At 54.2% G+C, this 24,490-nt stretch carries 19 protein-coding genes; 13 read left to right on the plus strand and 6 right to left on the minus strand.

The genetic code is table 11. The features are described 5' to 3' along the window. Nucleotides 1-38 precede the first annotated feature (38 nt). Nucleotides 39-599, minus strand: a complete 561-nt coding sequence (gene nudE / locus WB371_RS09915) for an ADP compounds hydrolase NudE (protein WP_336219905.1) — start codon at nucleotides 597-599, stop codon at nucleotides 39-41. Between the two features lie 324 nt (nucleotides 600-923). On the opposite strand from nudE, the gene igaA reads away from it, so the two are divergent. The 5 genes from igaA (at nucleotide 924) to pckA (ending at nucleotide 7,096) form a co-directional block, all read left to right on the plus strand. After that, on the plus strand, nucleotides 924-3,056 hold the full coding sequence (gene igaA / locus WB371_RS09920) for an intracellular growth attenuator protein IgaA (protein WP_336219906.1): 2,133 nt from the start codon (nucleotides 924-926) through the stop codon (nucleotides 3,054-3,056). Nucleotides 3,057-3,120: 64 nt separating this feature from the next. Then, a complete protein-coding gene (gene yrfG, locus WB371_RS09925; RefSeq protein WP_336219907.1) occupies nucleotides 3,121-3,789 on the plus strand; it encodes a GMP/IMP nucleotidase in 669 nt (222 codons plus the stop codon). A 10-nt stretch (nucleotides 3,790-3,799) separates the two neighbouring features. Continuing rightward, on the plus strand, nucleotides 3,800-4,201 hold the full coding sequence (gene hslR, locus WB371_RS09930) for a ribosome-associated heat shock protein Hsp15 (RefSeq protein ID WP_336219908.1): 402 nt from the start codon (nucleotides 3,800-3,802) through the stop codon (nucleotides 4,199-4,201). Between the two features lie 24 nt (nucleotides 4,202-4,225). Beyond that, entirely contained in the window at nucleotides 4,226-5,104 is an 879-nt protein-coding gene (gene hslO / locus WB371_RS09935) for an Hsp33 family molecular chaperone HslO (RefSeq protein ID WP_336219909.1), read from the plus strand. Nucleotides 5,105-5,476: 372 nt separating this feature from the next. After that, nucleotides 5,477-7,096 carry a phosphoenolpyruvate carboxykinase (ATP) gene (gene pckA, locus WB371_RS09940; protein WP_336219910.1) on the plus strand — a complete coding sequence of 540 codons (1,620 nt, stop codon included), beginning with the start codon at nucleotides 5,477-5,479 and terminating at the stop codon, nucleotides 7,094-7,096. Between the two features lie 231 nt (nucleotides 7,097-7,327). Here pckA and envZ read toward each other — a convergent pair whose 3' ends face one another. Together envZ and ompR are read right to left on the minus strand one after the other, a co-directional pair. Continuing rightward, entirely contained in the window at nucleotides 7,328-8,680 is a 1,353-nt protein-coding gene (gene envZ, locus WB371_RS09945; RefSeq protein WP_336219911.1) for a two-component system sensor histidine kinase EnvZ, read from the minus strand. Continuing rightward, entirely contained in the window at nucleotides 8,677-9,396 is a 720-nt protein-coding gene (gene ompR, locus WB371_RS09950) for a two-component system response regulator OmpR (protein ID WP_001157751.1), read from the minus strand. Before ompR ends, envZ begins: the two co-directional genes overlap by 4 nt. Nucleotides 9,397-9,622: 226 nt before the next feature. On the opposite strand from ompR, the gene greB reads away from it, so the two are divergent. The 5 genes from greB (at nucleotide 9,623) to feoC (ending at nucleotide 15,703) form a co-directional block, all read left to right on the plus strand. Beyond that, nucleotides 9,623-10,096, plus strand: a complete 474-nt coding sequence (greB, locus tag WB371_RS09955) for a transcription elongation factor GreB (RefSeq protein ID WP_336219912.1) — start codon at nucleotides 9,623-9,625, stop codon at nucleotides 10,094-10,096. A 99-nt stretch (nucleotides 10,097-10,195) separates the two neighbouring features. Continuing rightward, complete coding sequence (locus WB371_RS09960) at nucleotides 10,196-12,520, plus strand: Tex family protein (RefSeq protein ID WP_336219913.1); 2,325 nt, start codon at nucleotides 10,196-10,198, stop codon at nucleotides 12,518-12,520. A gap of 369 nt (nucleotides 12,521-12,889) precedes the next feature. Continuing rightward, the gene (gene feoA, locus WB371_RS09965; protein ID WP_336219914.1) at nucleotides 12,890-13,117 is read left to right on the plus strand and encodes a ferrous iron transporter A; all 228 of its coding nucleotides are present in this window, start codon (nucleotides 12,890-12,892) and stop codon (nucleotides 13,115-13,117) included. Between the two features lie 18 nt (nucleotides 13,118-13,135). Then, nucleotides 13,136-15,457, plus strand: coding sequence for a Fe(2+) transporter permease subunit FeoB (feoB, locus tag WB371_RS09970; RefSeq protein ID WP_336219915.1), 2,322 nt, complete (start codon nucleotides 13,136-13,138; stop codon nucleotides 15,455-15,457). A gap of 9 nt (nucleotides 15,458-15,466) precedes the next feature. Continuing rightward, nucleotides 15,467-15,703, plus strand: a complete 237-nt coding sequence (feoC, locus tag WB371_RS09975; protein WP_336220181.1) for a [Fe-S]-dependent transcriptional repressor FeoC — start codon at nucleotides 15,467-15,469, stop codon at nucleotides 15,701-15,703. A 27-nt stretch (nucleotides 15,704-15,730) separates the two neighbouring features. Here feoC and bioH read toward each other — a convergent pair whose 3' ends face one another. Continuing rightward, entirely contained in the window at nucleotides 15,731-16,510 is a 780-nt protein-coding gene (bioH, locus tag WB371_RS09980; protein WP_336219916.1) for a pimeloyl-ACP methyl ester esterase BioH, read from the minus strand. Nucleotides 16,511-16,546: 36 nt separating this feature from the next. On the opposite strand from bioH, the gene gntX reads away from it, so the two are divergent. The 3 genes from gntX (at nucleotide 16,547) to gntT (ending at nucleotide 19,514) form a co-directional block, all read left to right on the plus strand. After that, the gene (gntX, locus tag WB371_RS09985) at nucleotides 16,547-17,230 is read left to right on the plus strand and encodes a DNA utilization protein GntX (protein WP_336219917.1); all 684 of its coding nucleotides are present in this window, start codon (nucleotides 16,547-16,549) and stop codon (nucleotides 17,228-17,230) included. A 58-nt stretch (nucleotides 17,231-17,288) separates the two neighbouring features. Further along, nucleotides 17,289-17,864, plus strand: a complete 576-nt coding sequence (nfuA, locus tag WB371_RS09990; RefSeq protein WP_042998432.1) for a Fe-S biogenesis protein NfuA — start codon at nucleotides 17,289-17,291, stop codon at nucleotides 17,862-17,864. A gap of 333 nt (nucleotides 17,865-18,197) precedes the next feature. Further along, entirely contained in the window at nucleotides 18,198-19,514 is a 1,317-nt protein-coding gene (gene gntT, locus WB371_RS09995; RefSeq protein WP_336219918.1) for a gluconate transporter, read from the plus strand. 77 nt (nucleotides 19,515-19,591) lie between these two features. Here gntT and malQ read toward each other — a convergent pair whose 3' ends face one another. Then, nucleotides 19,592-21,679, minus strand: coding sequence for a 4-alpha-glucanotransferase (gene malQ / locus WB371_RS10000; RefSeq protein WP_336219919.1), 2,088 nt, complete (start codon nucleotides 21,677-21,679; stop codon nucleotides 19,592-19,594). Between the two features lie 9 nt (nucleotides 21,680-21,688). Further along, nucleotides 21,689-24,082 (minus strand): maltodextrin phosphorylase, encoded by a 2,394-nt coding sequence (gene malP / locus WB371_RS10005; RefSeq protein WP_336219920.1) that lies wholly within the window; start codon nucleotides 24,080-24,082, stop codon nucleotides 21,689-21,691. Between the last annotated feature and the right edge of the window lie 408 nt (nucleotides 24,083-24,490).

The following is a 24,490-nucleotide window of genomic DNA, read 5'->3' on the forward strand; positions in this document are numbered from 1 at the left end:
TCGCCGGATGGCGGCTGGCGCCTTATCCGGTCTACAGTCTACAGTCGCCCCTGCCCTTTCAACCATTCACGGACCAGAAACAGTGCGCTTACGTTGCGTGCTTCGGTGAAATCAGGGTCTTCCAGCAGATCCATTAAATGCGCCAGCGGCCAGCGCACCTGCTGCAGCGGCTCTGGCTCATCGCCTTCCAGTGACTCAGAATAGAGATCTTCTGCCACCACGATGTTCATCTTGCTGGAGAAATAGGACGGTGCCATGCTCAGTTTTTTCAGGAATGTCAGATTGTGCGCGCCGAAACCAACCTCTTCTTTCAGTTCCCGATTCGCCGCTTCAAAAACACTTTCACCCGGGTCGATCAGCCCTTTGGAAAAACCCAGCTCATAGGACTCGGTTCCCACCGCGTATTCGCGAATCAGAATCAAATGATCATCGACGATCGGCACAATCATTACCGCCTCACGGTTTGACGGACGCATCCTTTCGTAGACGCGACGCGCGCCGTTACTGAATTCGAGATCCACGCTTTCGACGCTAAAAAGCCGCGACTGGGCGACAGTTTCAACCTTCAGAATGGTGGGTTTTTGTAATGATTTGCTCATCGTGAGAATCTTTGCAGTGAAATCTGTGGTCATTGTGCGACAGGCGACACGCTTTGGGCAATGTGAATTGCCGTTTATTTACATTTGCGTAACTTAATAAAAATATAATTCCTGGTTCAAATTAAAAGTCAATAGGTTGAAATAGGTCCAGGAATTTGCTGATATTTCGCTTTTGCAGGTTTTGCTATCATCGGCATTCACCGGGATGCGCTGAAAAATGCTCAAGTTCAACTCCATGCTTGCCGATAGCCAACCGCAGAATCACGTTTATTGTGACAGGGTGCGACTGACCACGCCTGACAGATTAAGTAAGATGGGGAAAGCATGAGCACCATTTTGATTTTTTTAGCGGCGGTACTGGCCTGCGCATTAGTGGCCTGGTGGCGGCTTAACGTCCACGCCAGACGGCGTAATTTGCCCTGGACGAACGCTTTCTCAGACGCGGAGACGCGAAAACTCACCGCTGAAGAACGTAGCGCCGTTGAAAATTATCTTGATAGCCTGAGCCAAATCCAGCAGGTTCCCGGTCCGACGGGGGCCAGTGCAGCACCGGTTGCCCTGACGCTAAACGGGGAAAGCAATAGCGTCATCATTCTGACCCATTCCATTACCCGCTACGGTATCACCACCGACGATCCGAATAAGTGGCGCTATTACCTCGACTCCGTTGAGGTCCATCTGCCTCCCTTCTGGGAGCAGTACATCAACGATGAAAATAACGTTGAGCTGATCCACACCGACACGCTGCCGCTGGTTATCTCACTGAATGGTCACACCCTGCAGGAGTATATGCAGGAGGCGCGCGGCTATGCGCTGCAACCTGTAACCTCAACACAGGCATCGATTCGTGGCGAAGAAAGTGAACAGATAGAACTGTTAAATATCCGCCAGGAAACGCACGAAGAGTATGCGCTCAGCCGCCCGGCGGGTTTTCGCGAAGCGCTGCTGATTGTCGCGTCCTTCCTGTTGTTCTTTTTCTGCCTGATTACACCTGACGTTTTTGTTCCGTGGATGGCTGGCGGCGCCGTTCTTCTGCTGGCCGCAGGGCTATGGGGATTATTCGCCCCGCCGTCAAAAACCGCACTGCGTGAAATTCACTGTCTGCGCGGAACCCCGCGCCGCTGGGGATTGTTTGGCGAAAATAACCAGGAACAGATCAACAACATCTCGTTGGGAATTATCGATCTGGTTTACCCGCCCCACTGGCAGCCCTGGATTGCGCAAGATCTCGGTCAGCAAACGGATATCGATATTTATCTCGATCGCCACGTCGTACGTCAGGGCCGTTTTTTATCCCTGCATGACGAGGTGAAAAACTTCCCGCTGCAACATTGGGTGCGCAGCGCCATTATTGCGGGCGGTTCGCTGCTGGTGCTGATCATGCTGTTGTTCTGGATCCCACTGGATATGCCGATAAAGTTCACTCTGTCATGGATGAAAGGCGCACAAACGATTGAAGCGACAAGCGTTAAACAGCTTGAAGAGGCTGGCGTTCGTGTCGGGGATACGTTGAACCTTCACGGTACAGGTATGTGTAACATACATGCGTCCGGCACCTGGAACGCACAGACCAGCTCGCCGTTTACGCCGTTTGACTGCTCGCAGATCATCTGGAATGACGCCGCCGCACTGCCGTTACCGGAATCCGATCTGGTGAACAAAGCCACCGCGCTCTCGCAGGCTGTCAACCGTCAGTTGCATCCCAAACCGGAAGATGACTCTCGCGTCAGCGCAGCCCTGCGCTCCGCGATTCAGAAATCAGGTATGGTGTTGATAGATGACTTTGGCGATATCGTTCTGAAAACAGCGGATTTATGTGCGGCGGAAGATGAATGCGTGCGCCTCAAAAACGCGCTGGTTAATCTCGGGAACAGTAAAGACTGGGGGGCGCAGGTGAAACGCGCCAATGCGGGCAAGCTGGACGGCGTGAACGTGTTGCTACGCCCCGTCAGCGCAGAATCACTCGATAATCTGGTCGCGACCTCAACCGCACCGTTTATCACCCGCGAAACGGCTCGTGCCGCCCAGTCGCTGAACAGCCCGGCACCGGGAGGATTTCTAATCGTCAGCGATGAAGGCAGCGATCTGGTCGATCAGCCCTGGCCAACCGTTTCATTGTATGACTATCCGGCCCAGGAGCAGTGGAGCGCTTTCCAGCGGCTGGCGCAAATGCTGATGAAAACCCCGTTTAGCGCCGAAGGAATTGTCACCAACATCTATACCGACGCGAATGGCACACAGCATATTGGTCTGCACCGTATCCCCGATCGTTCAGGCTTGTGGCGTTACCTCGGCACCACACTGTTGATGCTGACGATGCTGGGCTGCACGCTTTATAATGGCGTCCAGGCATTCCGTCGCTATCAGCGCCATCGTACCCGCCTGATGGAGATTCAGCAGTATTATGAAAACTGCCTGAATCCGAAGCTCATCGCCTCTCCGGAAAGCCTCATCTGATAACATGTCCGTGGTACAGGGTGTGCTACCCTGTGCCGCATCTCATTTATTCTGGAGAGTTCCCATGCATATTGATATTGCCTGGCAGGACGTTGATACCGTGCTGTTAGACATGGATGGCACGCTGCTCGACCTGGCGTTTGATAACTATTTCTGGCTGACACTGGTGCCTGAAACTTACGGGGCGCAGCACGGGATCTCGCCACAGGAAGCGCAGGAACGTATCCGTCAGGAATATCACGCCGTGCAGCATACGCTAAACTGGTACTGTCTTGATTACTGGAGCGACCGGCTGGGCCTGGATATCTGCGCGATGACCACCGCCATGGGGCCGCGCGCCGTCCTCCGTGACGACACGGTGCCGTTTTTAGATGCGTTAAAGGCCTGCGGTAAACGGCGGATTTTGCTGACAAACGCGCATCCGCATAATCTGGCCGTGAAGCTGGAACACACCGGACTGGCCTCACACCTTGATTTATTACTTTCTACCCACACATTTGGTTATCCCAAAGAGGATCAGCGGTTATGGCGCGCTGTGGCTGAAGAAACGGGAATATGTGCTGAGAAGACGCTGTTTATCGACGACAGCGAACCTATTCTCGACGCGGCGGCAAAATTCGGCATTCGCTATTGCCTCGGCGTGACAAACCCCGACTCTGGCATTGCAGAAAAACAGTATGCACGCCATCCGGCACTGAATGATTACCGCCGACTGATCCCCTCACTGCTGTGAAGGAGACGCCATGAAAGAGAAGCCCTCTGTTGAGGTCAGACTGGATAAATGGCTGTGGGCTGCGCGGTTTTACAAAACCCGCGCGCTGGCCCGTGAAATGGTGGACGGCGGAAAAGTTCACTACAACGGCCAACGCAGTAAGCCGAGCAAAATCGTCGAACTGAATGCCACGCTGACGCTTCGTCAGGGAAATGATGAACGCACGGTGGTAATCAAAGGGATCACCGAGCAGCGACGCCCGGCCAGTGAAGCCGTTACCCTGTATGAAGAAACAACGGAAAGCGTTGAAAAACGCGAAAAAATGGCGCTGGCACGCAAGCTTAACGCCTTGACCATGCCGCACCCCGACAGGCGACCGGATAAAAAAGAACGCCGCGACCTGTTACGATTTAAACACGGCGACAGTGAATAACTGTCACCCGCAAGAGAGATGATTATGCCGCAACATGACCAATTACACCGCTATCTGTTTGAAAACTTTGCCGTGCGCGGCGAACTGGTAACCGTATCGGAAACCCTGCAACAGATCCTCGAAAACCATACGTACCCGCAACCAGTGAAAACCGTGCTGGCTGAACTGCTGGTTGCCACCAGCCTGCTGACCGCCACCCTGAAGTTTGCCGGCGACATTACCGTCCAGTTACAGGGCGATGGGCCGCTAAGCCTTGCGGTCATTAACGGCAACAACAACCAACAGATGCGTGGCGTGGCGCGCGTCCAGGGTGATATTCCGGAAGGCGCGGATCTGAAAACCCTGGTGGGCAATGGTTATCTGGTGATCACCATCACGCCGGAGGAAGGCGAACGTTATCAGGGCGTGGTTGGTCTGGAAGGCGATACCCTGGCGGCGTGTCTGGAAGATTATTTCCTGCGTTCAGAGCAGTTGCCGACCCGTCTGTTTATTCGTACAGGCGACGTAGACGGCAAAGCCGCTGCCGGCGGAATGCTGTTGCAGGTGATGCCCGCGCAAAATGCACAGGCGGATGACTTTGACCATCTGGCTACGCTGACTGAAACCATCAAGGCAGAAGAGTTGCTGACCCTGCCCGCTAATGATGTTCTGTGGCGTCTGTACCATGAGGAAGAAGTGACGCTTTACGATCCGCAGGACGTTGTGTTCAAGTGCACCTGTTCGCGCGAGCGTTGCGCTGGCGCGCTGAAAACGCTGCCGGATGAAGAGGTGGACAGCATTCTGGCGGAAGAAGGCGAAATTGATATGCACTGCGATTATTGTGGCAGCCACTATCTTTTCAACGCCATGGATATTGCTGAAATTCGCAACAACGCCTCCCCTGCCGATCCGCAGGTACACTGATCTGCGCTGACTATGCCGGGTGACACAAACGTCACCCGCGCTTTCGCCAAAAAATTCCGCACTTTTTGCTGCAATTCACTTTCGTGGTGAATCGATATTTTATATGTAATAGCTACGTTAATTTCCTACGTGAATGCGATTACCGTCACAACATTACCGTCAAAAACACTTCCTTTTAACGTTTTGAGAACATTTCCCACAACACAAAAGCCATTCCTGCCATAATAACCGCCGCTTCGTGACTGGAGTCACAGCGTTTTCAGTCAATCGTGATTTTGTCCAGATAAGTAAATCTATGAGCCTTGTCGCGGTTAACATCCCCAAAAAAACCTTACTATTTCAGGTAATACATATTGGCTAAGGAGCAGTGATATGCGTGTGAAACGATTAACCCCGCAAGATCTCAAGGCTTATGGTATCAGCGACGTTCAGGACATCGTTTACAACCCGAGCTACGAAACCCTCTACCAGGAAGAGCTGGACCCGACTCTGGAAGGTTACGAGCGCGGTGTATTGACGGATCTGGGCGCCGTTGCCGTTGATACCGGTATTTTCACCGGGCGTTCACCCAAGGATAAGTACATTGTTCGTGACGACACCACGCGTGACACACTGTGGTGGTCCGACAAAGGAAAAGGCAAGAACGACAACAAACCGCTGTCCCAGGAAACCTGGCAGCACCTGAAAGGGTTGGTAACAAAACAGCTTTCCGGTAAACGTCTGTTTATTGTCGATGCGTTCTGCGGCGCAAACGCCGATACCCGTCTTTCTGTCCGTTTTATCACCGAAGTGGCATGGCAGGCGCACTTCGTGAAGAACATGTTTATCCGTCCGACTGACGAAGAACTGGAAGGTTTTGAGCCTGATTTCATCGTCATGAACGGTGCGAAATGCACTAACCCACAGTGGAAAGAGCAAGGTCTTAACTCCGAGAACTTCGTGGCCTTCAACCTGACCGAACGCATCCAGTTGATTGGCGGTACCTGGTACGGCGGCGAAATGAAGAAAGGTATGTTCTCGGTGATGAACTACCTGTTGCCGCTGAAAGGCATTGCATCAATGCACTGTTCCGCCAACGTTGGCGAGAAAGGCGACGTTGCTGTGTTCTTCGGTCTTTCCGGCACCGGGAAAACGACCCTTTCCACCGACCCGAAACGTCGTCTGATTGGCGATGATGAACACGGCTGGGATGACGATGGCGTCTTCAACTTTGAAGGCGGCTGCTACGCGAAAACCATCAAGCTGTCGAAAGAAGCGGAACCAGAAATCTACCACGCGATTCGTCGCGATGCGCTGCTGGAAAACGTCACCGTGCGTGCCGATGGTTCAATCGATTTTGACGACGGTTCCAAAACCGAGAACACCCGCGTTTCCTATCCTATCTATCACATTGAAAATATCGTTAAGCCGGTCTCTAAGGCGGGTCACGCCACGAAGGTGATCTTCCTGACCGCTGACGCGTTTGGCGTACTGCCTCCGGTCTCTCGCCTGACGGCAAACCAGACGCAGTATCACTTCCTGTCTGGTTTTACCGCCAAGCTGGCCGGTACTGAGCGCGGTGTCACCGAGCCAACGCCAACCTTCTCCGCCTGTTTCGGCGCGGCGTTCCTGACGCTGCACCCGACGCAGTACGCTGAAGTGCTGGTGAAACGCATGCAGGCCGCAGGCGCGCAGGCTTATCTGGTCAACACAGGCTGGAACGGTACGGGCAAACGTATCTCTATCAAAGATACCCGCGCCATTATCGACGCTATCCTGAACGGTTCTCTGGACGATGCAGAAACCTTCAACCTGCCGATGTTCGATCTGGCTATCCCAACCGAACTTCCCGGTGTGGAGACCCATATTCTCGACCCGCGTAACACCTATGGTTCTCCGGAACAGTGGCAGGAAAAAGCCACCGCACTGGCGAAACTGTTTATTGAGAACTTCGAGAAATACACGGATACCCCGGCAGGCGAAGCATTGGTAAGCGCCGGTCCGAAGCTGTAAGCCATCAGACTGGATAAAGCAAAAATAACAAGGGAGGCCTTTCGCCTCCCTTTTTTGAGACTGCTGACAAACGATGAAATGCCCGATGGCGCAAGCTTATCGGGCCTACAAAGAGGATATACCGTATTGATATGACGATCTTTTGTAGGCCGGATAAGGCTTCAGCCGCCATCCGGCAAAACCTTCACAGTGTTGTCAACAATCTGAAAGGGAGGCAAAAGCCTCCCTTTTTTACACCTCTTTTGTCGAGCCCGCCACGCGAGTCACGGGCACCGGTAGCCAGGCGCGAATGGAAAGACCGCCGCGCTCACTGGTGCCTATCTCCAGCATCCCGTTATGGTTATCGATAATACGCTGCACTATCGCCAGTCCTAATCCGGTACCGCTGGTGCTACGCGCACTGTCGCCGCGCACAAATGGCTGGAACAGGTGTTTGCGTTGTTCAGGCTTGATACCGGGACCGTCATCCTCCACCTGGAACCAGGCGCGATGGGGTTCTCTACCACTACTGACCTTGATCCAGCCATTACCGTAACGCGCGGCGTTAACCACCATATTCGCCACTGCACGCTTGATGGAGAGCGGATGCATTTTCACCTGGATACACCCTTGCTGCAGCGCGGTGTCAATTTCTCGCTCATAGCCGCTTTCCGCCGCAACCACTTCACCCAGCACGGCGTTAAGATCGGCCATCTCCATCGGCATCTCCTGTCCGGTACGCAGGTAGTCGATGAACTGCTCAATGATCGCATTGCACTCTTCGATATCTTTGTTGATGGACTCCGCAAGATAACCGTCCTGCTCGCCCATCATCTCTGTCGCCAGACGGATACGCGTCAGTGGCGTACGAAGATCGTGGCTGACGCCCGCCATCAACAACGTACGGTCATCGGCTAATTGCTTCACCCCTGACGCCATATGGTTGAAGGCCCGGGTCACCGAACGCACCTCAGACGCGCCATACTCACGCAGCGGCGGCGGAATAATGCCTTTCCCCACCTGTAGCGCGGCATGTTCGAGATCCACAAGGGGTCGGTTCTGGATACGGATAAACAGCCATGCACCCCCTATCGCCAGCAGCATAATAGCCAGCGTATAACGGAACAGCGGCGAAAAGTCGCCCTGGTGAATTTCCGTTAACGGCACGCGGACCCAGATATTGGGCGACAGCCAGGTTTTCAGCCAGACCACCGGTGAGCTTTTGTTGACCTCAACACGCACTTCCGTTGGGCCGCCCAGTTGCTGCGCCATCTGATGGCTTAAAAATTCATAGTGTTGCGCCCAACGCAGCCCGGCCTCTTCAGCCGCTTCGTTGGAATAGAGAGAAATCCCCAGCTCGCGGTAAATTTCCCGGCGAAAAGCAGGAGGCACAACCAACTGCGTGCCGTCCTCCAGTTGTAGCTTATCGGTCATCAGCATACGCACTTCGTAGGCCAGGACCTTATTAAACTGCTGGAGACTCGGCAAAATCGCAAAGTTCAGCACCACCAGATAGGTCGTCACCAGGCTGACAAACAGCAAGGTGACGATGAGCAGCAACGTGCGGGCAAATGAACTTCGTGGCGAGAAGCGCATTCGCCTCATGCTTTAGAGCCGTCCGGTACAAAGACGTAACCCAGTCCCCACACGGTCTGAATGTAACGCGGATGGGCGGGATCTTCTTCCACCATGCGGCGCAAACGAGAAATCTGCACGTCAATGGAACGTTCCATCGCGGAATACTCACGACCACGCGCCAGATTCATCAGCTTGTCACGGGAAAGGGGTTCACGCGGATGGCTCACCAGCGCTTTCAGCACGGCGAATTCACCGCTGGTGAGCGGCATCGGCTCGTCCTCGCGGAACATTTCGCGGGTACCCAGATTCAGTTTGAATTTACCAAAGGCAATAACCGCTTCTTCCTGAGAAGGCGCGCCCGGCAGTTCATTCGCCTGACGACGCAGCACCGCACGAATACGCGCCAGCAGTTCGCGGGGGTTAAACGGTTTGGGAATATAGTCATCGGCACCGATTTCCAGCCCGACAATACGGTCAACCTCTTCCCCTTTCGCCGTTACCATAATGATCGGCATCGGGTTGCTCTGGCTGCGCAGACGGCGGCAAATTGACAGACCATCTTCTCCCGGCAGCATCAGATCCAGTACCATAAGGTGGAAAGATTCGCGGGTTAGCAGACGATCCATTTGCTCAGCGTTGGCGACGCTTCGAACCTGGAAGCCCTGCTCGGTCAGATAACGCTCCAGCAGCGCACGCAGACGCATGTCGTCATCCACCACCAGAATTTTATAGTTCTCTTGCATTATTTGTACTCCCAAAGGTTCGCAACAATTGAAGGTATGTATTCTTAAAAAAGCTTACGTCCGCCACCAGAGAATTCTGGTATGAATTCCAGGCTAAATTGTTACAAAGCATATTTAACAGCAGCTTAAGTATACAATGAAACGCACGGCACATTATTTATTCTGTTAGTTCCGTGACGTAATACGTATTGTGCGGCTCGTCACAGACTTAAAGGTAATCAATAAGATGAAAACGCCCCTGATCACCCGGGAAGGGTATGAAAACCTCAAAAGCGAGCTCAATCACCTCTGGCGTGAAGAGCGCCCGGACGTCACAAAGAAGGTGACCTGGGCGGCAAGTCTGGGTGACCGCAGCGAGAATGCCGACTACCAGTATAATAAAAAGCGTCTGCGTGAGATCGACCGGCGCGTTCGTTACCTGACCAAATGCCTGGAGAATTTGAAGATCGTCGATTACTCGCCACAGCAGGAAGGCAAAGTGTTTTTCGGCGCATGGGTGGAGATTGAAAACGATGACGGCGACACTCGTCGCTTTCGGATTGTCGGCTATGATGAAATTTTCGGTCGCAAGGATTACATTTCGATCGACTCGCCGATGGCGCGCGCCCTGCTGAAAAAAGAGGTCGGCGATCTCGCCGTGGTCAACACGCCCGCCGGAGAAGCAAGCTGGTACGTCAATGCGATCGAATACGTAAAATGAGCAGGAACAATCCGAACCCCCGCTCGATGACTGGCGTTTTTGCCCGCCAATCCGTATAACTGTCCCCTGATTTTTTTACTCAGTAGATGAAGCCAATCCATGATGAATGATTCTTTCTGCCGCATTATTGCAGGTGAAATTCAGGCCCGGGCCGACCAGGTCGCCGCTGCCGTACGCCTGCTTGACGAAGGGAACACCGTGCCGTTTATCGCACGTTACCGTAAGGAAATTACCGGCGGTCTGGACGATACGCAGTTGCGTAATCTGGAGACCCGACTGGGCTATTTGCGTGAACTGGAAGAGCGCCGCCAGGCCATTCTCAAGTCCATTTCCGAGCAAGGCAAACTGACCGATGAGCTGGCGAACGCCATCAACGGCACGTTAAGTAAGACCGAACTCGAAGACCTCTATCTCCCCTATAAACCGAAGCGTCGCACCCGCGGGCAAATCGCGATTGAGGCCGGTCTTGAACCGCTGGCCGATCTCTTGTGGCAAGACCCGTCGCACGATCCAGACGCTGAAGCGGCGAAATATATCGATGCTGATAAAGGCGTTGCCGACAGCAAAGCCGCGCTGGACGGCGCGCGTTATATCCTGATGGAACGTTTTGCCGAAGACGCCGCGCTGCTGGCGAAAGTACGTGAATACCTGTGGAAAAATGCCCATCTGGTTTCCACCGTGGTCAGCGGCAAGGAAGAAGAAGGGGCGAAATTCCGCGACTATTTCGACCATCACGAACCGATCTCCACCGTACCTTCACACCGTGCGCTGGCAATGTTTCGTGGCCGTAATGAAGGCGTATTGCAGCTTTCCCTCAATGCGGATCCACAGTTTGACGAGCCGCCGAAAGAGAGCCACTGCGAACAAATCATTCAGGATCATCTCGGCCTGCGTCTGAATAACGCCCCGGCAGATAGCTGGCGTAAAGGCGTCGTGAGCTGGACCTGGCGCATCAAAGTGCTGATGCACCTCGAAACCGAACTGATGGGGACCGTACGCGAGCGCGCGGAAGACGAAGCGATTAACGTGTTCGCCCGCAACCTGCACGACCTGCTGATGGCCGCACCGGCTGGCCTCCGTGCGACGATGGGCCTCGATCCGGGTCTGCGTACCGGGGTGAAAGTGGCGGTGGTGGATGGCACCGGTAAGCTGGTTGCCACCGACACTATCTATCCGCACACCGGTCAGGCGGCGAAAGCGGCGGTGGCCGTTGCCGCGCTGTGCGAAAAATACAACGTGGAGCTGGTCGCGATTGGTAACGGCACGGCATCACGTGAAACCGAGCGATTCTTCCTCGACGTTCAGAAGCAATTCCCGAAGGTGACCGCCCAGAAAGTGATTGTCAGCGAAGCTGGCGCATCGGTCTACTCCGCATCAGAACTGGCCGCACAGGAGTTCCCGGATCTCGACGTTTCTCTGCGCGGCGCGGTATCCATTGCACGTCGTTTGCAGGATCCGCTTGCCGAGCTGGTGAAAATCGATCCGAAATCAATCGGGGTCGGCCAGTATCAGCATGACGTCAGCCAGACGCAACTGGCCCGCAAGCTGGATGCGGTTGTTGAAGACTGCGTAAACGCCGTCGGCGTCGATCTGAACACCGCTTCGGTTCCGCTATTAACCCGCGTGGCGGGCCTGACGCGGATGATGGCGCAGAATATCGTGGCCTGGCGTGATGAAAACGGCCAGTTCCAGAATCGCCAGCAGTTGCTGAAAGTCAGCCGTCTGGGGCCGAAAGCCTTCGAACAGTGCGCGGGCTTTCTGCGTATTAACCACGGCGACAACCCGCTGGATGCGTCCACCGTTCACCCGGAAGCGTATCCGGTGGTGGAACGTATTCTGGCGGCGACGCAACAGGCGCTGAAAGACCTGATGGGCAACAGCAGCGAGCTGCGCAATCTGAAAGCCGTCGATTTCACTGACGACAAGTTTGGTGTCCCGACCGTCAGCGACATCATCAAAGAGCTGGAAAAACCGGGCCGCGACCCGCGCCCGGAGTTCAAAACCGCGCAGTTTGCCGATGGCGTGGAAACCATGAATGACCTGCAACCAGGGATGATTCTCGAAGGCGCGGTCACCAACGTGACTAACTTTGGCGCGTTTGTGGATATTGGCGTGCATCAGGATGGTCTGGTCCACATCTCCTCTTTGTCGAACAAATTCGTCGAAGATCCGCACACCGTGGTGAAAGCCGGCGATATCGTGAAGGTGAAAGTGCTGGAGGTCGATCTGCAGCGTAAGCGTATTGCGCTGACGATGCGTCTGGATGAACAGCCCGGTGAAACCAACGCACGTCGCGGTGGCGGTGGCGGTGGAAATGACCGTCCAGCAGCGAAAGCGCCCAAACCCCGTGGACGCGAGGCGCAACCCGCCGGTAACAGCGCAATGATGGATGCGCTGGCTGCGGCGATGGGGAAAAAACGCTAAGCCAGGAACTCAGGCCGGATGGCATTGTCATCCGGCATTATGGATTTATTGCGCTTGCGCTACCGCTGTAATATTTATCACTTCATTAACAAACAAAACGTTAATTAAACATTGATAGCGTTTATTTATTAATGCCTCGAATAATTTCACCTGCCCGCTTTAAATTTTGAGCCACGTCAAACATGACGCAAATTATTCATCAAAGCCACATTCCGTCACATTTATTCTGTTGATGATAGAAACCATTCTCATTATCATTGCATTGTAGAATATTTACTCTTTCCTTCGTTGGCTAATCACCTGGTCTCATGCCGCGCCGCTTTGCCCCATGAGGTAAACATCCAGTTAGCGAGAAACAAGTAGGCTCTTATGCAATTTGCTCCAGATACTGCGTGGAAAATTACCGGCTTTGCCCGAGATATAAGTCCTGCATACCGTCAGAAACTGCTTTCCCTCGGCATGCTTCCTGGTTCCTCATTTAACGTCGTGCGTGTAGCGCCCCTTGGCGATCCTGTTCATATTGAAACGCGTCGCGTCAGCCTGGTATTACGTAAAAAAGACCTGGCGTTATTAGAAGTTGAAGCGGTTTCCTGTTAATACAGTGAGTCTATAACAATGAAAAAATTAACCATTGGTTTAATTGGTAATCCAAATTCCGGCAAGACGACGTTATTTAACCAACTGACGGGCGCACGTCAACGTGTCGGCAACTGGGCGGGCGTCACCGTTGAACGTAAAGAGGGGCAATTCACCACCACGGACCATCAGGTCACGCTGGTCGATCTGCCTGGCACCTATTCGCTCACCACGATTTCGTCACAAACCTCTCTGGATGAACAGATTGCCTGCCATTACATTCTGAGCGGCGACGCCGATCTGCTGATCAACGTGGTGGATGCCTCGAACCTTGAGCGTAACCTCTATCTGACCCTGCAACTGCTTGAACTGGGTATTCCCTGTATTGTTGCGCTCAATATGCTCGATATAGCCGAGAAACAGCAGATCCGCATTGATATCGATGCCCTTTCAGCCCGCCTCGGCTGCCCGGTCGTTCCCCTGGTTTCGACCCGTGGACGCGGCATTGAAGCGTTAAAACTGGCGATTGACCGCCACAGCAAAAATGAAAGTGTGGAACTGGTGCACTATGCCCAGCCGCTGCTGCGTGAAGCCGATAATCTGGCCGACGCGATGGCAAAAGAGATGCCAGCAAACCAACGCCGCTGGCTTGGTCTGCAAATGCTGGAAGGCGATATTTACAGCCGCGCCTTCGCAGGCGATGCGGCGGCGCAGTTAGATGCCTCTCTGGCACGCCTGAACGATGTCATGGATGACCCGGCGCTGCACATTGCCGATGCGCGTTACCAGTGTATTGCCGCCATCTGTGATGTGGTGAGCAACACGCTAACGGCAGAGCCCAGCCGCTTTACGACGGCGGTGGACAAAATCATTCTCAACCGTTTTCTCGGCCTGCCGATCTTCCTGTTTGTGATGTACCTGATGTTTCTGCTCGCCATTAACATCGGCGGCGCGATGGCACCGATTTTTGATGCCGGTTCAGTGGCCATCTTTATTCACGGTATTCAGTGGATTGGCTATACGCTGCACTTCCCGGACTGGTTGACCATCTTCCTGGCGCAAGGGCTTGGCGGCGGTATTAATACTGTTCTGCCGCTGGTGCCGCAAATTGGCATGATGTACCTGTTCCTCTCATTCCTTGAGGATTCCGGGTATATGGCGCGTGCGGCATTTGTGATGGACCGTCTGATGCAGGCGTTGGGATTACCCGGCAAATCATTTGTCCCGCTGATTGTTGGCTTTGGTTGCAACGTGCCGTCAGTAATGGGCGCACGTACGCTGGATGCGCCACGCGAACGTCTGATGACCATTATGATGGCCCCCTTCATGTCCTGCGGGGCGCGACTGGCGATTTTCGCCGTGTTTGCCGCCGCTTTCTTCGGGCAAAACGGCGCGCTGGCGGTTTTCTCGCTGTATGTGCTGGGTATTGTGATGGCAGTACTGACCGGGCTGATGCTCAAACACACCATCATGCGTGGTGAAGCCTCTCCCTTTGTTATGGAACTGCCTGTTTACCACGTTCCGCATATCAAGAGCCTGATTATCCAGACCTGGCAGCGCCTGAAAGGATTTGTTTTGCGCGCCGGGAAAGTGATCGTCATTGTCAGTATCTTCCTGAGTGCGTTTAACAGCTTCTCCCTGAACGGTAAAATCGTCGATAACATCAACGACTCAGCGCTGGCTTCCGTCAGCCGCGTGATCACCCCTATCTTCAAGCCGATTGGCGTTCACGAAGACAACTGGCAGGCGACGGTCGGGCTGTTCACAGGCGCAATGGCGAAAGAAGTGGTGGTCGGCACCCTCAATACGCTCTATACCGCGGAAAACATTCAGGATGAGGCGTTTAATCCGGCTGAGTTTAATCTGGGAGATGAACTGTTGAGCGCGCTGGATGAAACCTGGCAGAGCCTGAAAGACACCTTCAGCCTGAGCGTACTGGCAAACCCAATCGAAGCCAGCAAAGGCGACGGTGAAATGGCAACCGGGGCGATGGGCGTGATGGATGCGAAATTTGGCAGCGCGGCTGCCGCCTACAGCTACCTGATTTTCGTCCTGTTGTATGTGCCATGCATTTCGGTCATGGGGGCAATCGCTCGTGAGTCCAGCCGCGGCTGGATGGGTTTCTCCATCCTGTGGGGACTGAATATCGCCTACTCACTGTCGACCCTGTTCTACCAGGTTGCCAGCTACAAAGAGCATCCGACCTACAGCCTGGTCTGCATCCTGGCGGTCGTGTTGTTTAACGTGGTGGTTCTGGGACTGCTGCGCCGGGCGCGTAGTCGTGTCAATGTGAACCTGCTGGCTACGCGTAAAAATGCCAGCGAGTGCTGTGCAAACACCACAACGGGCAATTGTCATTAAGGTGTCATGATGGCTTCGCTTATTCAGGTTCGCGATCTGCTGGCAATACAGGGGCGTATGAAGGCAGAACAAATCAGCCGTACTCTACATACGCCACAGCCAATGATCGACGCGATGTTGAATCAACTGGAAACTATGGGTAAAGCCCGGCGGATCCAGGAAGAACCCGACGGCTGTCTCTCCGGAAGCTGTAAAAGCTGCCCGGAGGGCAAAGCCTGCCTGCGCGAATGGTGGGCTTTGCGTTAGTTCTTCTTCAGGCCGGTGGGCGTTCGCTTAACTGGCCTGAATCTCCTGCTTCAGCGCCACCAGCGCCTGACAAAACGCATCAGGATGAGAAATAAACGGGGCGTGGGCCGCTTTGGCGAAGATAAGCGATTCGCTTTCAGGCCATAACTCATCCAGTATCGGCACCACTTTACGCGGCACGAGGCCATCCAGATAACCGTACAAGCGCAGAAACGGCACCGTTAACGCGGTTAACGGCTCACGCAGATCAACCGTTTTCAGGATCTCCAGCCCACCGTTTAGCACGTCAACTGACGGCATCGGCAGCGCCAGAACCGTCTTTTTCAACGCCCTGGCATCCTGACGCGCCGTTTCCGTCCCCATCGTTTGCAAGGCCAGAAAGCGTTCCACCGTTCGCTGAAAGTCTTCGCTGAGCTGCTGCTGAAATCCTGCCAGAACATCGGGCTTGATACCCGGCCATCCCTCGCGCGCGCTGAAACAAGGTGATGACGCCACGGTGACCAGCGCCTGCACTCGCTCAGGATGCGCTAACGCCACCTGGCTTGCCACCAGCCCACCGAGACTCCAGCCAAGCCAGACAGCCTTTTCGGGTGCCTGACGCAATACACGTTCCGCCATCTCTTCAAGCGTCATTGCGCCACACTGCTGGCTTCTGCCAAAACCCGGTAAATCGACCAGATGCAGCGTGAAATGCGAGCTCAGTTCCTCGCTAATGCAATGCCACACTTCAGCGTTCAGTCCCCATCCGTGCAGCAGCACAAGATGACAATTTCCCGCGCCGCGGGTCTGCCACCAGATGTCATTCATCAGTTACTGTTCTCTTTTACTCACAAGGATGAACCTATGCTAACAGTACCAGGATTGTGCTGGCTATGCCGAATGCCGCTGGCGCTAAGCCATTGGGGGATCTGTTCGGTGTGCGAACGCGCGGCCCGTCAGTGCCTACCGCTCTGCCCTCAGTGTGGATTACCGGCCTCACATCCCGCATTACCCTGTGGCCGTTGTTTGCAAAAACCGCCGCCCTGGCAACGGCTGGTGACAATCAGCGATTATGCGCCGCCACTTCGCACGTTGATCCATCAGCTTAAGTTTTCCCGCCGCAGCGAAATTGCGCTCGCCTTGTCGCGCATACTATTGCTGCAAGTATTACAGGCGCGTCGTCAGACCGGGCTTACCCTTCCGGACCGGCTCATCAGCGTACCACTCTGGCAGCATCGACACTGGCGCAGAGGATTTAATCAAAGCGATCTGCTGTGCCGTCCACTCTCCAGGTGGCTAAACTGCGCCTGGGATAGCCGGAGCGTCACGCGCATTCGCCCCACTGCCATTCAGCACCATCTCAGTGCCAGACTGCGCAGACGCAACCTGAAAAATGCCTTTCGCCTTGAATTCCCCGTGAAGGGACTCCATATGGTTGTTGTGGATGATGTCGTCACTACCGGCAGTACCGTCGCGGAGATCGCAAAGTTGCTTTTACGCAATGGCGCAGCGACCGTCCAGGTATGGTGCCTGTGTCGAACCTTGTAGAGCCTCGATGATGGGCGTATTATAACCAACTAAAATAGTCAACTATTAGGCCATTACTATGATCCGTATTTCCGATGCTGCACAAGCGCACTTTGCCAAACTGCTGGCAAATCAGGAAGAAGGGACGCAAATCCGCGTATTTGTGATCAATCCCGGTACGCCTAACGCTGAATGTGGCGTTTCTTATTGCCCACCGGACGCCGTGGAAGCAACCGACACCGCCCTGAAATTTGACCTGCTGACGGCTTATGTTGATGAACTGAGCGCGCCTTATCTGGAAGACGCTGAGATCGATTTCGTCACCGACCAGTTGGGCTCCCAACTGACCCTGAAAGCCCCTAACGCTAAAATGCGTAAAGTGGCAGACGATGCGCCGCTGATGGAGCGCGTTGAATACATGCTGCAATCGCAGATTAACCCACAGCTTGCTGGTCACGGTGGCCGGGTCTCTCTGATGGAGATCACTGACGAAGGCTACGCGATTCTGCAATTCGGCGGCGGCTGCAACGGCTGCTCCATGGTCGATGTTACCCTGAAAGAAGGCATTGAGAAGCAACTGCTGAATGAGTTCCCGGAGCTGAAAGGCGTTCGCGATTTGACCGAGCACCAGCGCGGCGAGCACTCTTACTACTAAGTTGTTTTGTCTCGTTTTGCCCGATGACGCTTGCGCTTGTCGGGCTAGCGCGATGGTCTTACGTTTCCCCCTCGTTCTTCCTGCAACCTCCACTGCGATAATTTGACCTGCCTCTCATTATTTAAATTTTGCCTGTCCGGGTGATTCTCAATCGCCATATGTTACCCGTATCATTCTTATGGGCACCAAACACACACATAACATCCGACTAAACTAGATAGTTTTAAGGTCAGCAGTAGAGGTGCCGTTACGTCTCTGTTCCCGGTTGGGACAAACGTAGTTTGTCGTCAAAACACTGACGTTACCCATAACAAATGAAAGGCCAGGTAAATCATGCCATTAGTCATCGTTGCTATCGGTGTAATCTTGTTATTACTCCTGATGATCCGCTTCAAAATGAACGGCTTCATCGCCCTCGTCCTGGTGGCGCTTGCTGTTGGATTGATGCAAGGAATGCCGCTGGATAAAGTTATTGGCTCCATCAAAGCCGGTGTTGGCGGTACCCTGGGGAGTCTTGCCCTGATTATGGGTTTTGGCGCCATGCTCGGCAAAATGCTGGCAGACTGCGGGGGCGCGCAACGTATCGCCACCACGCTGATCGCGAAATTCGGTAAGAAACACATTCAGTGGGCCGTGGTACTCACAGGCTTCACCGTTGGTTTCGCGCTGTTCTATGAAGTGGGCTTTGTGCTGATGCTGCCGCTGGTATTTACTATCGCTGCCGCGGCCAATATCCCGCTGCTGTATGTCGGTGTTCCCATGGCCGCTGCACTTTCGGTGACGCATGGCTTCCTGCCGCCGCACCCAGGTCCAACCGCTATCGCCACCATTTTCCATGCCGATATGGGCAAGACCTTGCTGTTCGGTACTATTCTGGCGATCCCGACCGTGATTCTGGCGGGCCCGGTTTTTGCTCGCTGCCTGAAAGGTATTGATAAGCCAATCCCGGAAGGTCTCTACAGCGCGAAAACCTTTTCAGAAGAAGAGATGCCAAGCTTTGGCGTCAGCGTCTGGACGTCACTGGTTCCGGTGGTGCTGATGGCAATGCGCGCCATTGCAGAGATGATCCTGCCGAAAGGCCATGCTTTCCTGCCGGTGGCGGAATTCTTCGGCGACCCGGTCATGGCAACCCTGATTGCCGTGCTGATCGCACTGTTTACCTTCGGTCTGAACCGTGGTCGTTCGATGGATCAGATTAACGACACGCTGACCTCTTCCATCAAAATTATCGCCATGATGCTGTTGATCATCGGCGGTGGCGGTGCGTTCAAGCAGGTTCTGGTCGACAGCGGCGTGGACAAATACATCGCGTCCATGATGCATGAAACCAATATCTCCCCGCTCCTGATGGCATGGTCTATCGCGGCGGTTCTGCGTATCGCGCTGGGTTCTGCCACCGTCGCCGCGATTACGGCGGGTGGGATTGTCGCACCGCTGATTGCCACCACTGGCGTCAGCCCTGAGCTGATGGTTATTGCCGTCGGTTCCGGTAGCGTTATCTTCTCTCACGTAAACGATCCAGGTTTCTGGCTGTTCAAAGAGTACTTTAACCTGACCATCGGCGAGACCATCAAATCCTGGTCAATGCTGGAAACCATTATCTCGGTGTGCGGCCTGATTGGCTGTCTGCTGCTGGGGACGGTGGTTTAACCGGGGCGCCTGATGAAGCTGCGCTTATCAGGACGGTTCCAGTCACCATAAAAAAGCCGGGGAAATCCCCGGCTTTTTCACTTCTTCTTCGCTGCTGCTTTTCGCCGCTTATCCAGATCTTTAATCAGCTTGTTCACGCGTTCATCCGCAAACATCGCTTCAAGAGAAACAGACAGCTTACGACGCCAGTTTTTATACTGCGTGCTGGTGCCTGGAATGTTGACTGGCTCCGCCATATCCAGCCAGTCCTCCGGCTGCAACCCTAACAGCGCACTGTTGCTGTCGGCAATATAGCGCTGCATACCGCGATTGAGCGTTGGCGTCATCGACATGAGAGAAGCCTTATGCCCGGCACGTTTTGGCAGGCAACCGTACTTATGCAGTGCGTCTAAAAGACCCTGTTTCGCCAGCTCTCTGTCCTGATACAACCCACGCAATACAACCTCATCGGGATACAATCCCAGCGCTCTGCCGAGCGTCAGGTCGCCGCTTTCCCAGTACCCTTTGAGCGTAGGAAGATCATGCGTCGTCGCGACAGCCATTGATTGTTCCGGATACGCTTTCGGCGCACGGTAGTTCTTCTCATGGTCATTCTCAAAATAGAGCACTTTGTAGGAGTAGACACCGCTGGTGCGAAGTTTACCGACGATTTCCACCGGCACCGTGCCCAGATCTTCGCCAATCACCATACAGTGATGACGTTGACTTTCCAGCGCCAGAATAGACAGCAGATCGTCAACCGGATAATGGACATAGGCACCGTGGTCAGCGGTTTCGCCGTAGGGGATCCACCACAGACGCAGCATCGACATAACGTGATCGATACGCAGCGCGCCGCAGTTTTGCATATTCGCTCGCAGAAGTTCGATAAACGGCTCGTAGGCGCGTGCGGTGATGATATGCGGATCCATCGGCGGCAGACCCCAGTTTTGCCCGAGCGGACCCAGGATATCCGGCGGCGCGCCAACTGACGCTTTCAGGCAGTACAGCTCGCGATCGCACCAGGTTTCGGCCCCGCCTTCTGCTACGCCAACCGCCAGATCGCGGTACAAACCAATTGGCATTTTATAGCCCTGGCTGGTTTCCCAGCAGGCAGCAAACTGGTTGTACGCCAGCCATTGTAGCCAGAGGTAAAAATCCACTTCATCACTGCGTTCGCGACAGAAGGTTTTCACCTCCGCTGAATCCACCGACTGGTAAGCTTCCGGCCAGACCGGCCATCCCCAGCGCAGTTCATCTTCTTTCACCTGCCAGGCATGCAGCGCATCAAACGCTGCCTGCCAGTAAAGACTCTCGCCTTCCTGAGCAACGAACGCCCGGAACGCCGTCATCTGCTCATCGTCTCGCGCGGAAAACCTTTTCCACGCCATACGCAGCGCGGTCATCTTCAGAGTGGTGACCGCCGAGTAATCAACCCACTGGGCATCGCGTGCCTGTTGCAGCATTTTCTGCGTGTCGGGCATCTGCCACCAGGCCTGCGCTTCTTTACTCAGGCGAAAATCATCAATGGCATTTACGTCAATATAAATGACGTTAAGCCAGCGGCGCGAAGAGGGGCTGTATGGACTGGCGCTTTCCGGGTTTGCCGGGTACAGCGCGTGGATTGGGTTAAGGCCGATAAACGCCCCACCGCGTTTTGCCACATCCACCAGCATCGCTTTCAGATCGCCGAAATCGCCAATCCCCCAGTTGCTATCGGAACGCAGCGTATAAAGCTGTACGCATGCGCCCCAGAGTTTCTGCCCGTTCAGCAACGCCTGCGGCTCGTAGCAACGTTTAGGGGCGACGATAACGCGGCAGTGACTTCGCTGCTCTCCCCGCGTCAGGGTTAATGTGTGGTAGCCCAGCGGCAGCTTCGTCGGCAGGTTAAAGGATTTGCCGCCTGTGGCCTGCCCCTTAAACTGTTCACCGTCTTCCGTCGTCAGAAGCCAGTTAAATTCACCGCTTCCTTCCACCGCCATTGGCATTTTTTTGCCGACGGTATAAACCATGACGTTCGGCACGGGCGTCACCGCCACCGTCGTGGCGGCGGTGGTGCGGTGCATCGCGTCCAGCAAACGTCGCTTGGTTTCGGCACCAATTGACTGCGGTTTACCGTGGGCATTGATGTAATCGGGACTGATCCCCGCCGCCAGCGCGGCGTTATCCAGACGTTTGCTCTCCATCGCGCTTCCTTAGCGTTTTGCCTGCCAGATACGGGTCTGATAATCCCTGATAGAGCGATCTGAGCTGAACATACCGCAACGCGCAGAGTTCAGGATCGCCGCACGCGTCCAGGCCTCCTGGTCACGGTACAGCACATCTACCTGTTTCTGCGCCTCGACGTAGGCCGCGAAGTCCGCCATCACCAGGTAAGGATCGCCACCCTGTTTGCCGATGCTGTTCAGCATCTGGTCAAAGGCGTGTTTGTCTCCTCCGCTGAAATGACCGCTTTCCAGTTCTTTCAGCACGGCATCAAGTACTTTATCCTTTTTACGCCATTTCACCGGGTCATAACCTTTGGCTTTCAGCGCCTTCACCTCTTCCACGGTGTGACCAAAGATAAAGATATTTTCGTCGCCCACTTTCTCGGCAATCTCGACGTTCGCACCATCCAGCGTCCCGACAGTCAGCGCACCATTGAGCGCCAGCTTCATGTTGCCGGTCCCGGAGGCTTCTTTCCCCGCCGTGGAGATCTGCTCAGAGATATCCGCCGCCGGGATCAGCATTTCTGCTGCCGAAACGCAGTAATCCGGCAGGAATACCACTTTCAGTTTGTCGCCGACTTTTGGATCGTTATTGATGGTTTCCGCCACCTTGTTAATGGCAAAAATGATGTTTTTCGCCAGGTAGTAACCCGGTGCCGCCTTCGCGCCGAACAGGAACACGCGCGGTACGCGGTCAGCCTGCGGGTTTTCGCGAATCTCTTTATACAGCGCCAGGATATGCAACAGGTTCAGGTGCTGACGCTTGTATTCGTGCAGACGCTTAATCTGAATGTCGAAAATTGCCTGTGGGTTAATCTCAATCCCGGTACGAACCTTCACAAACTCGGCCAGGCGTACCTTATTTGCCTGCTTGATATCACGCCAGGTCTTGCGGAATTTGGCATCGTCGGCGTACTTCTCAAGATTAATCAACTGATCGAGATCGTTCGCCCACTCTTTCTTCAGCGTTTTATCAAACAAGGCCGCCAGTTCCGGGTTGCACTGCTTGATCCAGCGACGCGGCGTGATGCCGTTGGTCACGTTGTGGAACTTGTTCGGCCAAAGCTGATGGTATTCCGGGAACAGATCCTTCACGACCAGATCCGAGTGCAGCGCCGCCACGCCGTTAACGGCAAAGCCGCTGACGACGCACATGTTCGCCATACGCACCTGTTTGTCGTGTACAACCGCCAGCTTCGCCCAGACCTGCTTATCACCCGGCCAGGTTTTATCGACCAGTTTCTTAAAGCGATCGTTAATCTCTTTAATAATCTGCATATGCCGTGGCAGCAGCGCTTTCACCAGTTTCTCATCCCAGCACTCCAGCGCTTCCGGCATCAGCGTATGGTTGGTATAGGCGAACGTTTTGCTGGTGATAGCCCAGGCGTCGTCCCAGCTCATCTGATGTTCGTCGAGCAGCACGCGCAGCAGTTCCGGGATCGCAATGGTCGGGTGGGTATCGTTCAACTGGATAACTTCGTAATCCGCCAGTTCCCGCAGTTTGCGTCCGGCCTGATGATGGCGACGCAGAATATCGGCAACCGAGCAGGCACACTGAAAGTATTGCTGCATCAGGCGCAGCTTTTTACCCGCCGTATGGTTGTCGTTCGGGTAGAGGACTTTTGTCAGTTTATCGGCGTCAATGCCCTGCTGCTCTGCGCGCAAGAAATCGCCGTCATTAAATTTAGTGAGGTTAAACGGATGCGCATGGGTGGCCTGCCACAGACGCAGCGGTTGCGCCACGCCGTTACGGTAGCCGAGCACCGGCAGATCCCACGCCTGGCCGGTAATGACAAAGCCGGGTTCCCAGCGCCCGTCTTTCGTCACCTTCCCGCCAATGCCAACCTGGACATCGAGCTGTTCGTTATGACGAAACCACGGATAGCTGCCACGATGCCAGTCATCCGGCGCTTCTTGTTGTTGACCGTCAGCAAAAGATTGACGGAACAGGCCATACTGATAATTCAGGCCATAACCGGTCGCCGACTGACCAACGGTCGCCATCGAGTCAAGGAAACAGGCGGCAAGGCGCCCCAATCCCCCGTTGCCCAACGCCGGGTCGATCTCTTCTTCTAGTAGATCGGTCAGGTTGACATCGTACGCTTTCAGCGCATCGCTCACCCCCTGATACCAGCCAAGGTTAAGCAGGTTATTCCCCGTCAGACGGCCAATCAGGAACTCCATTGAGATGTAGTTCACGTGGCGCTGATTTTTTGCCGGTTTTGCGGCTGGCTGTGCGCTGAGGAGTTCTGACAGCGCACCACTGACCGCCTGCCACCATTGACGGGATGTCATCTCTTGAGCTGACAGTAAACCGAAACGCTGCCACTGACGTGTCAGGGCTGCCTGAAATTGCTCTTGATTGAAAGTAGGCTGTGACATAGGAATTCCGGGTCCTTTGGTAATAAAACAACGTTATCGCTAGTTTGCCTGGCTCAATGTTGACCTTCCTCATCCCACCATGGATTAGGCGGGGAGGAGGACCGGGGATGAGCGTAAAAATGTGATCGACGCCACTTAAAGGTAGCGCATATGGTGATTATTTGAGCGGATTCGCGGATTGATTCAATTCAGGAAATAAATAGCCTAAAAGAATTAATGCAGAATATGTAAACAGAGAAATAGTTTCTAACCTGAAATATCAAAACGTCATTGGAGTATATTCACAAAAGTTATATCTCCGTCACGTTATAGCGCCTCTTTGGTTAAAAAAGTGAATACGATTACCAATAAAATCGCGCTCATTCTCTCATTTACATTCCCCTTCCAGACCAGACAGCGTGCGCCTCA

The organism is Citrobacter amalonaticus (genome assembly GCF_037053465.1).
Taxonomy (GTDB): Bacteria; Pseudomonadota; Gammaproteobacteria; order Enterobacterales; family Enterobacteriaceae; genus Citrobacter_A; species Citrobacter_A amalonaticus_H.

Bases quoted from the DNA above. Each gene is read 5' to 3' on its own strand.
- hslO (WP_336219909.1), top strand. From the start codon at position 4,226: ATGCCGCAACATGACCAATTACACCGCTATCTGTTTGAAAACTTTGCC.
- nfuA (WP_042998432.1), top strand. From the start codon at position 17,289: ATGATCCGTATTTCCGATGCTGCACAAGCGCACTTTGCCAAACTGCTG.
- feoA (WP_336219914.1), top strand. From the start codon at position 12,890: ATGCAATTTGCTCCAGATACTGCGTGGAAAATTACCGGCTTTGCCCGA.
- greB (WP_336219912.1), top strand. From the start codon at position 9,623: ATGAAAACGCCCCTGATCACCCGGGAAGGGTATGAAAACCTCAAAAGC.
- yrfG (WP_336219907.1), top strand. From the start codon at position 3,121: ATGCATATTGATATTGCCTGGCAGGACGTTGATACCGTGCTGTTAGAC.
- hslR (WP_336219908.1), top strand. From the start codon at position 3,800: ATGAAAGAGAAGCCCTCTGTTGAGGTCAGACTGGATAAATGGCTGTGG.
- pckA (WP_336219910.1), top strand. From the start codon at position 5,477: ATGCGTGTGAAACGATTAACCCCGCAAGATCTCAAGGCTTATGGTATC.
- malP (WP_336219920.1), bottom strand. From the start codon at position 24,082: ATGTCACAGCCTACTTTCAATCAAGAGCAATTTCAGGCAGCCCTGACA.
- WB371_RS09960 (WP_336219913.1), top strand. From the start codon at position 10,196: ATGATGAATGATTCTTTCTGCCGCATTATTGCAGGTGAAATTCAGGCC.
- nudE (WP_336219905.1), bottom strand. From the start codon at position 599: ATGAGCAAATCATTACAAAAACCCACCATTCTGAAGGTTGAAACTGTC.
- igaA (WP_336219906.1), top strand. From the start codon at position 924: ATGAGCACCATTTTGATTTTTTTAGCGGCGGTACTGGCCTGCGCATTA.
- malQ (WP_336219919.1), bottom strand. From the start codon at position 21,679: ATGGAGAGCAAACGTCTGGATAACGCCGCGCTGGCGGCGGGGATCAGT.
- feoB (WP_336219915.1), top strand. From the start codon at position 13,136: ATGAAAAAATTAACCATTGGTTTAATTGGTAATCCAAATTCCGGCAAG.
- envZ (WP_336219911.1), bottom strand. From the start codon at position 8,680: ATGAGGCGAATGCGCTTCTCGCCACGAAGTTCATTTGCCCGCACGTTG.
- ompR (WP_001157751.1), bottom strand. From the start codon at position 9,396: ATGCAAGAGAACTATAAAATTCTGGTGGTGGATGACGACATGCGTCTG.
- feoC (WP_336220181.1), top strand. From the start codon at position 15,467: ATGGCTTCGCTTATTCAGGTTCGCGATCTGCTGGCAATACAGGGGCGT.
- gntX (WP_336219917.1), top strand. From the start codon at position 16,547: ATGCTAACAGTACCAGGATTGTGCTGGCTATGCCGAATGCCGCTGGCG.
- bioH (WP_336219916.1), bottom strand. From the start codon at position 16,510: ATGAATGACATCTGGTGGCAGACCCGCGGCGCGGGAAATTGTCATCTT.
- gntT (WP_336219918.1), top strand. From the start codon at position 18,198: ATGCCATTAGTCATCGTTGCTATCGGTGTAATCTTGTTATTACTCCTG.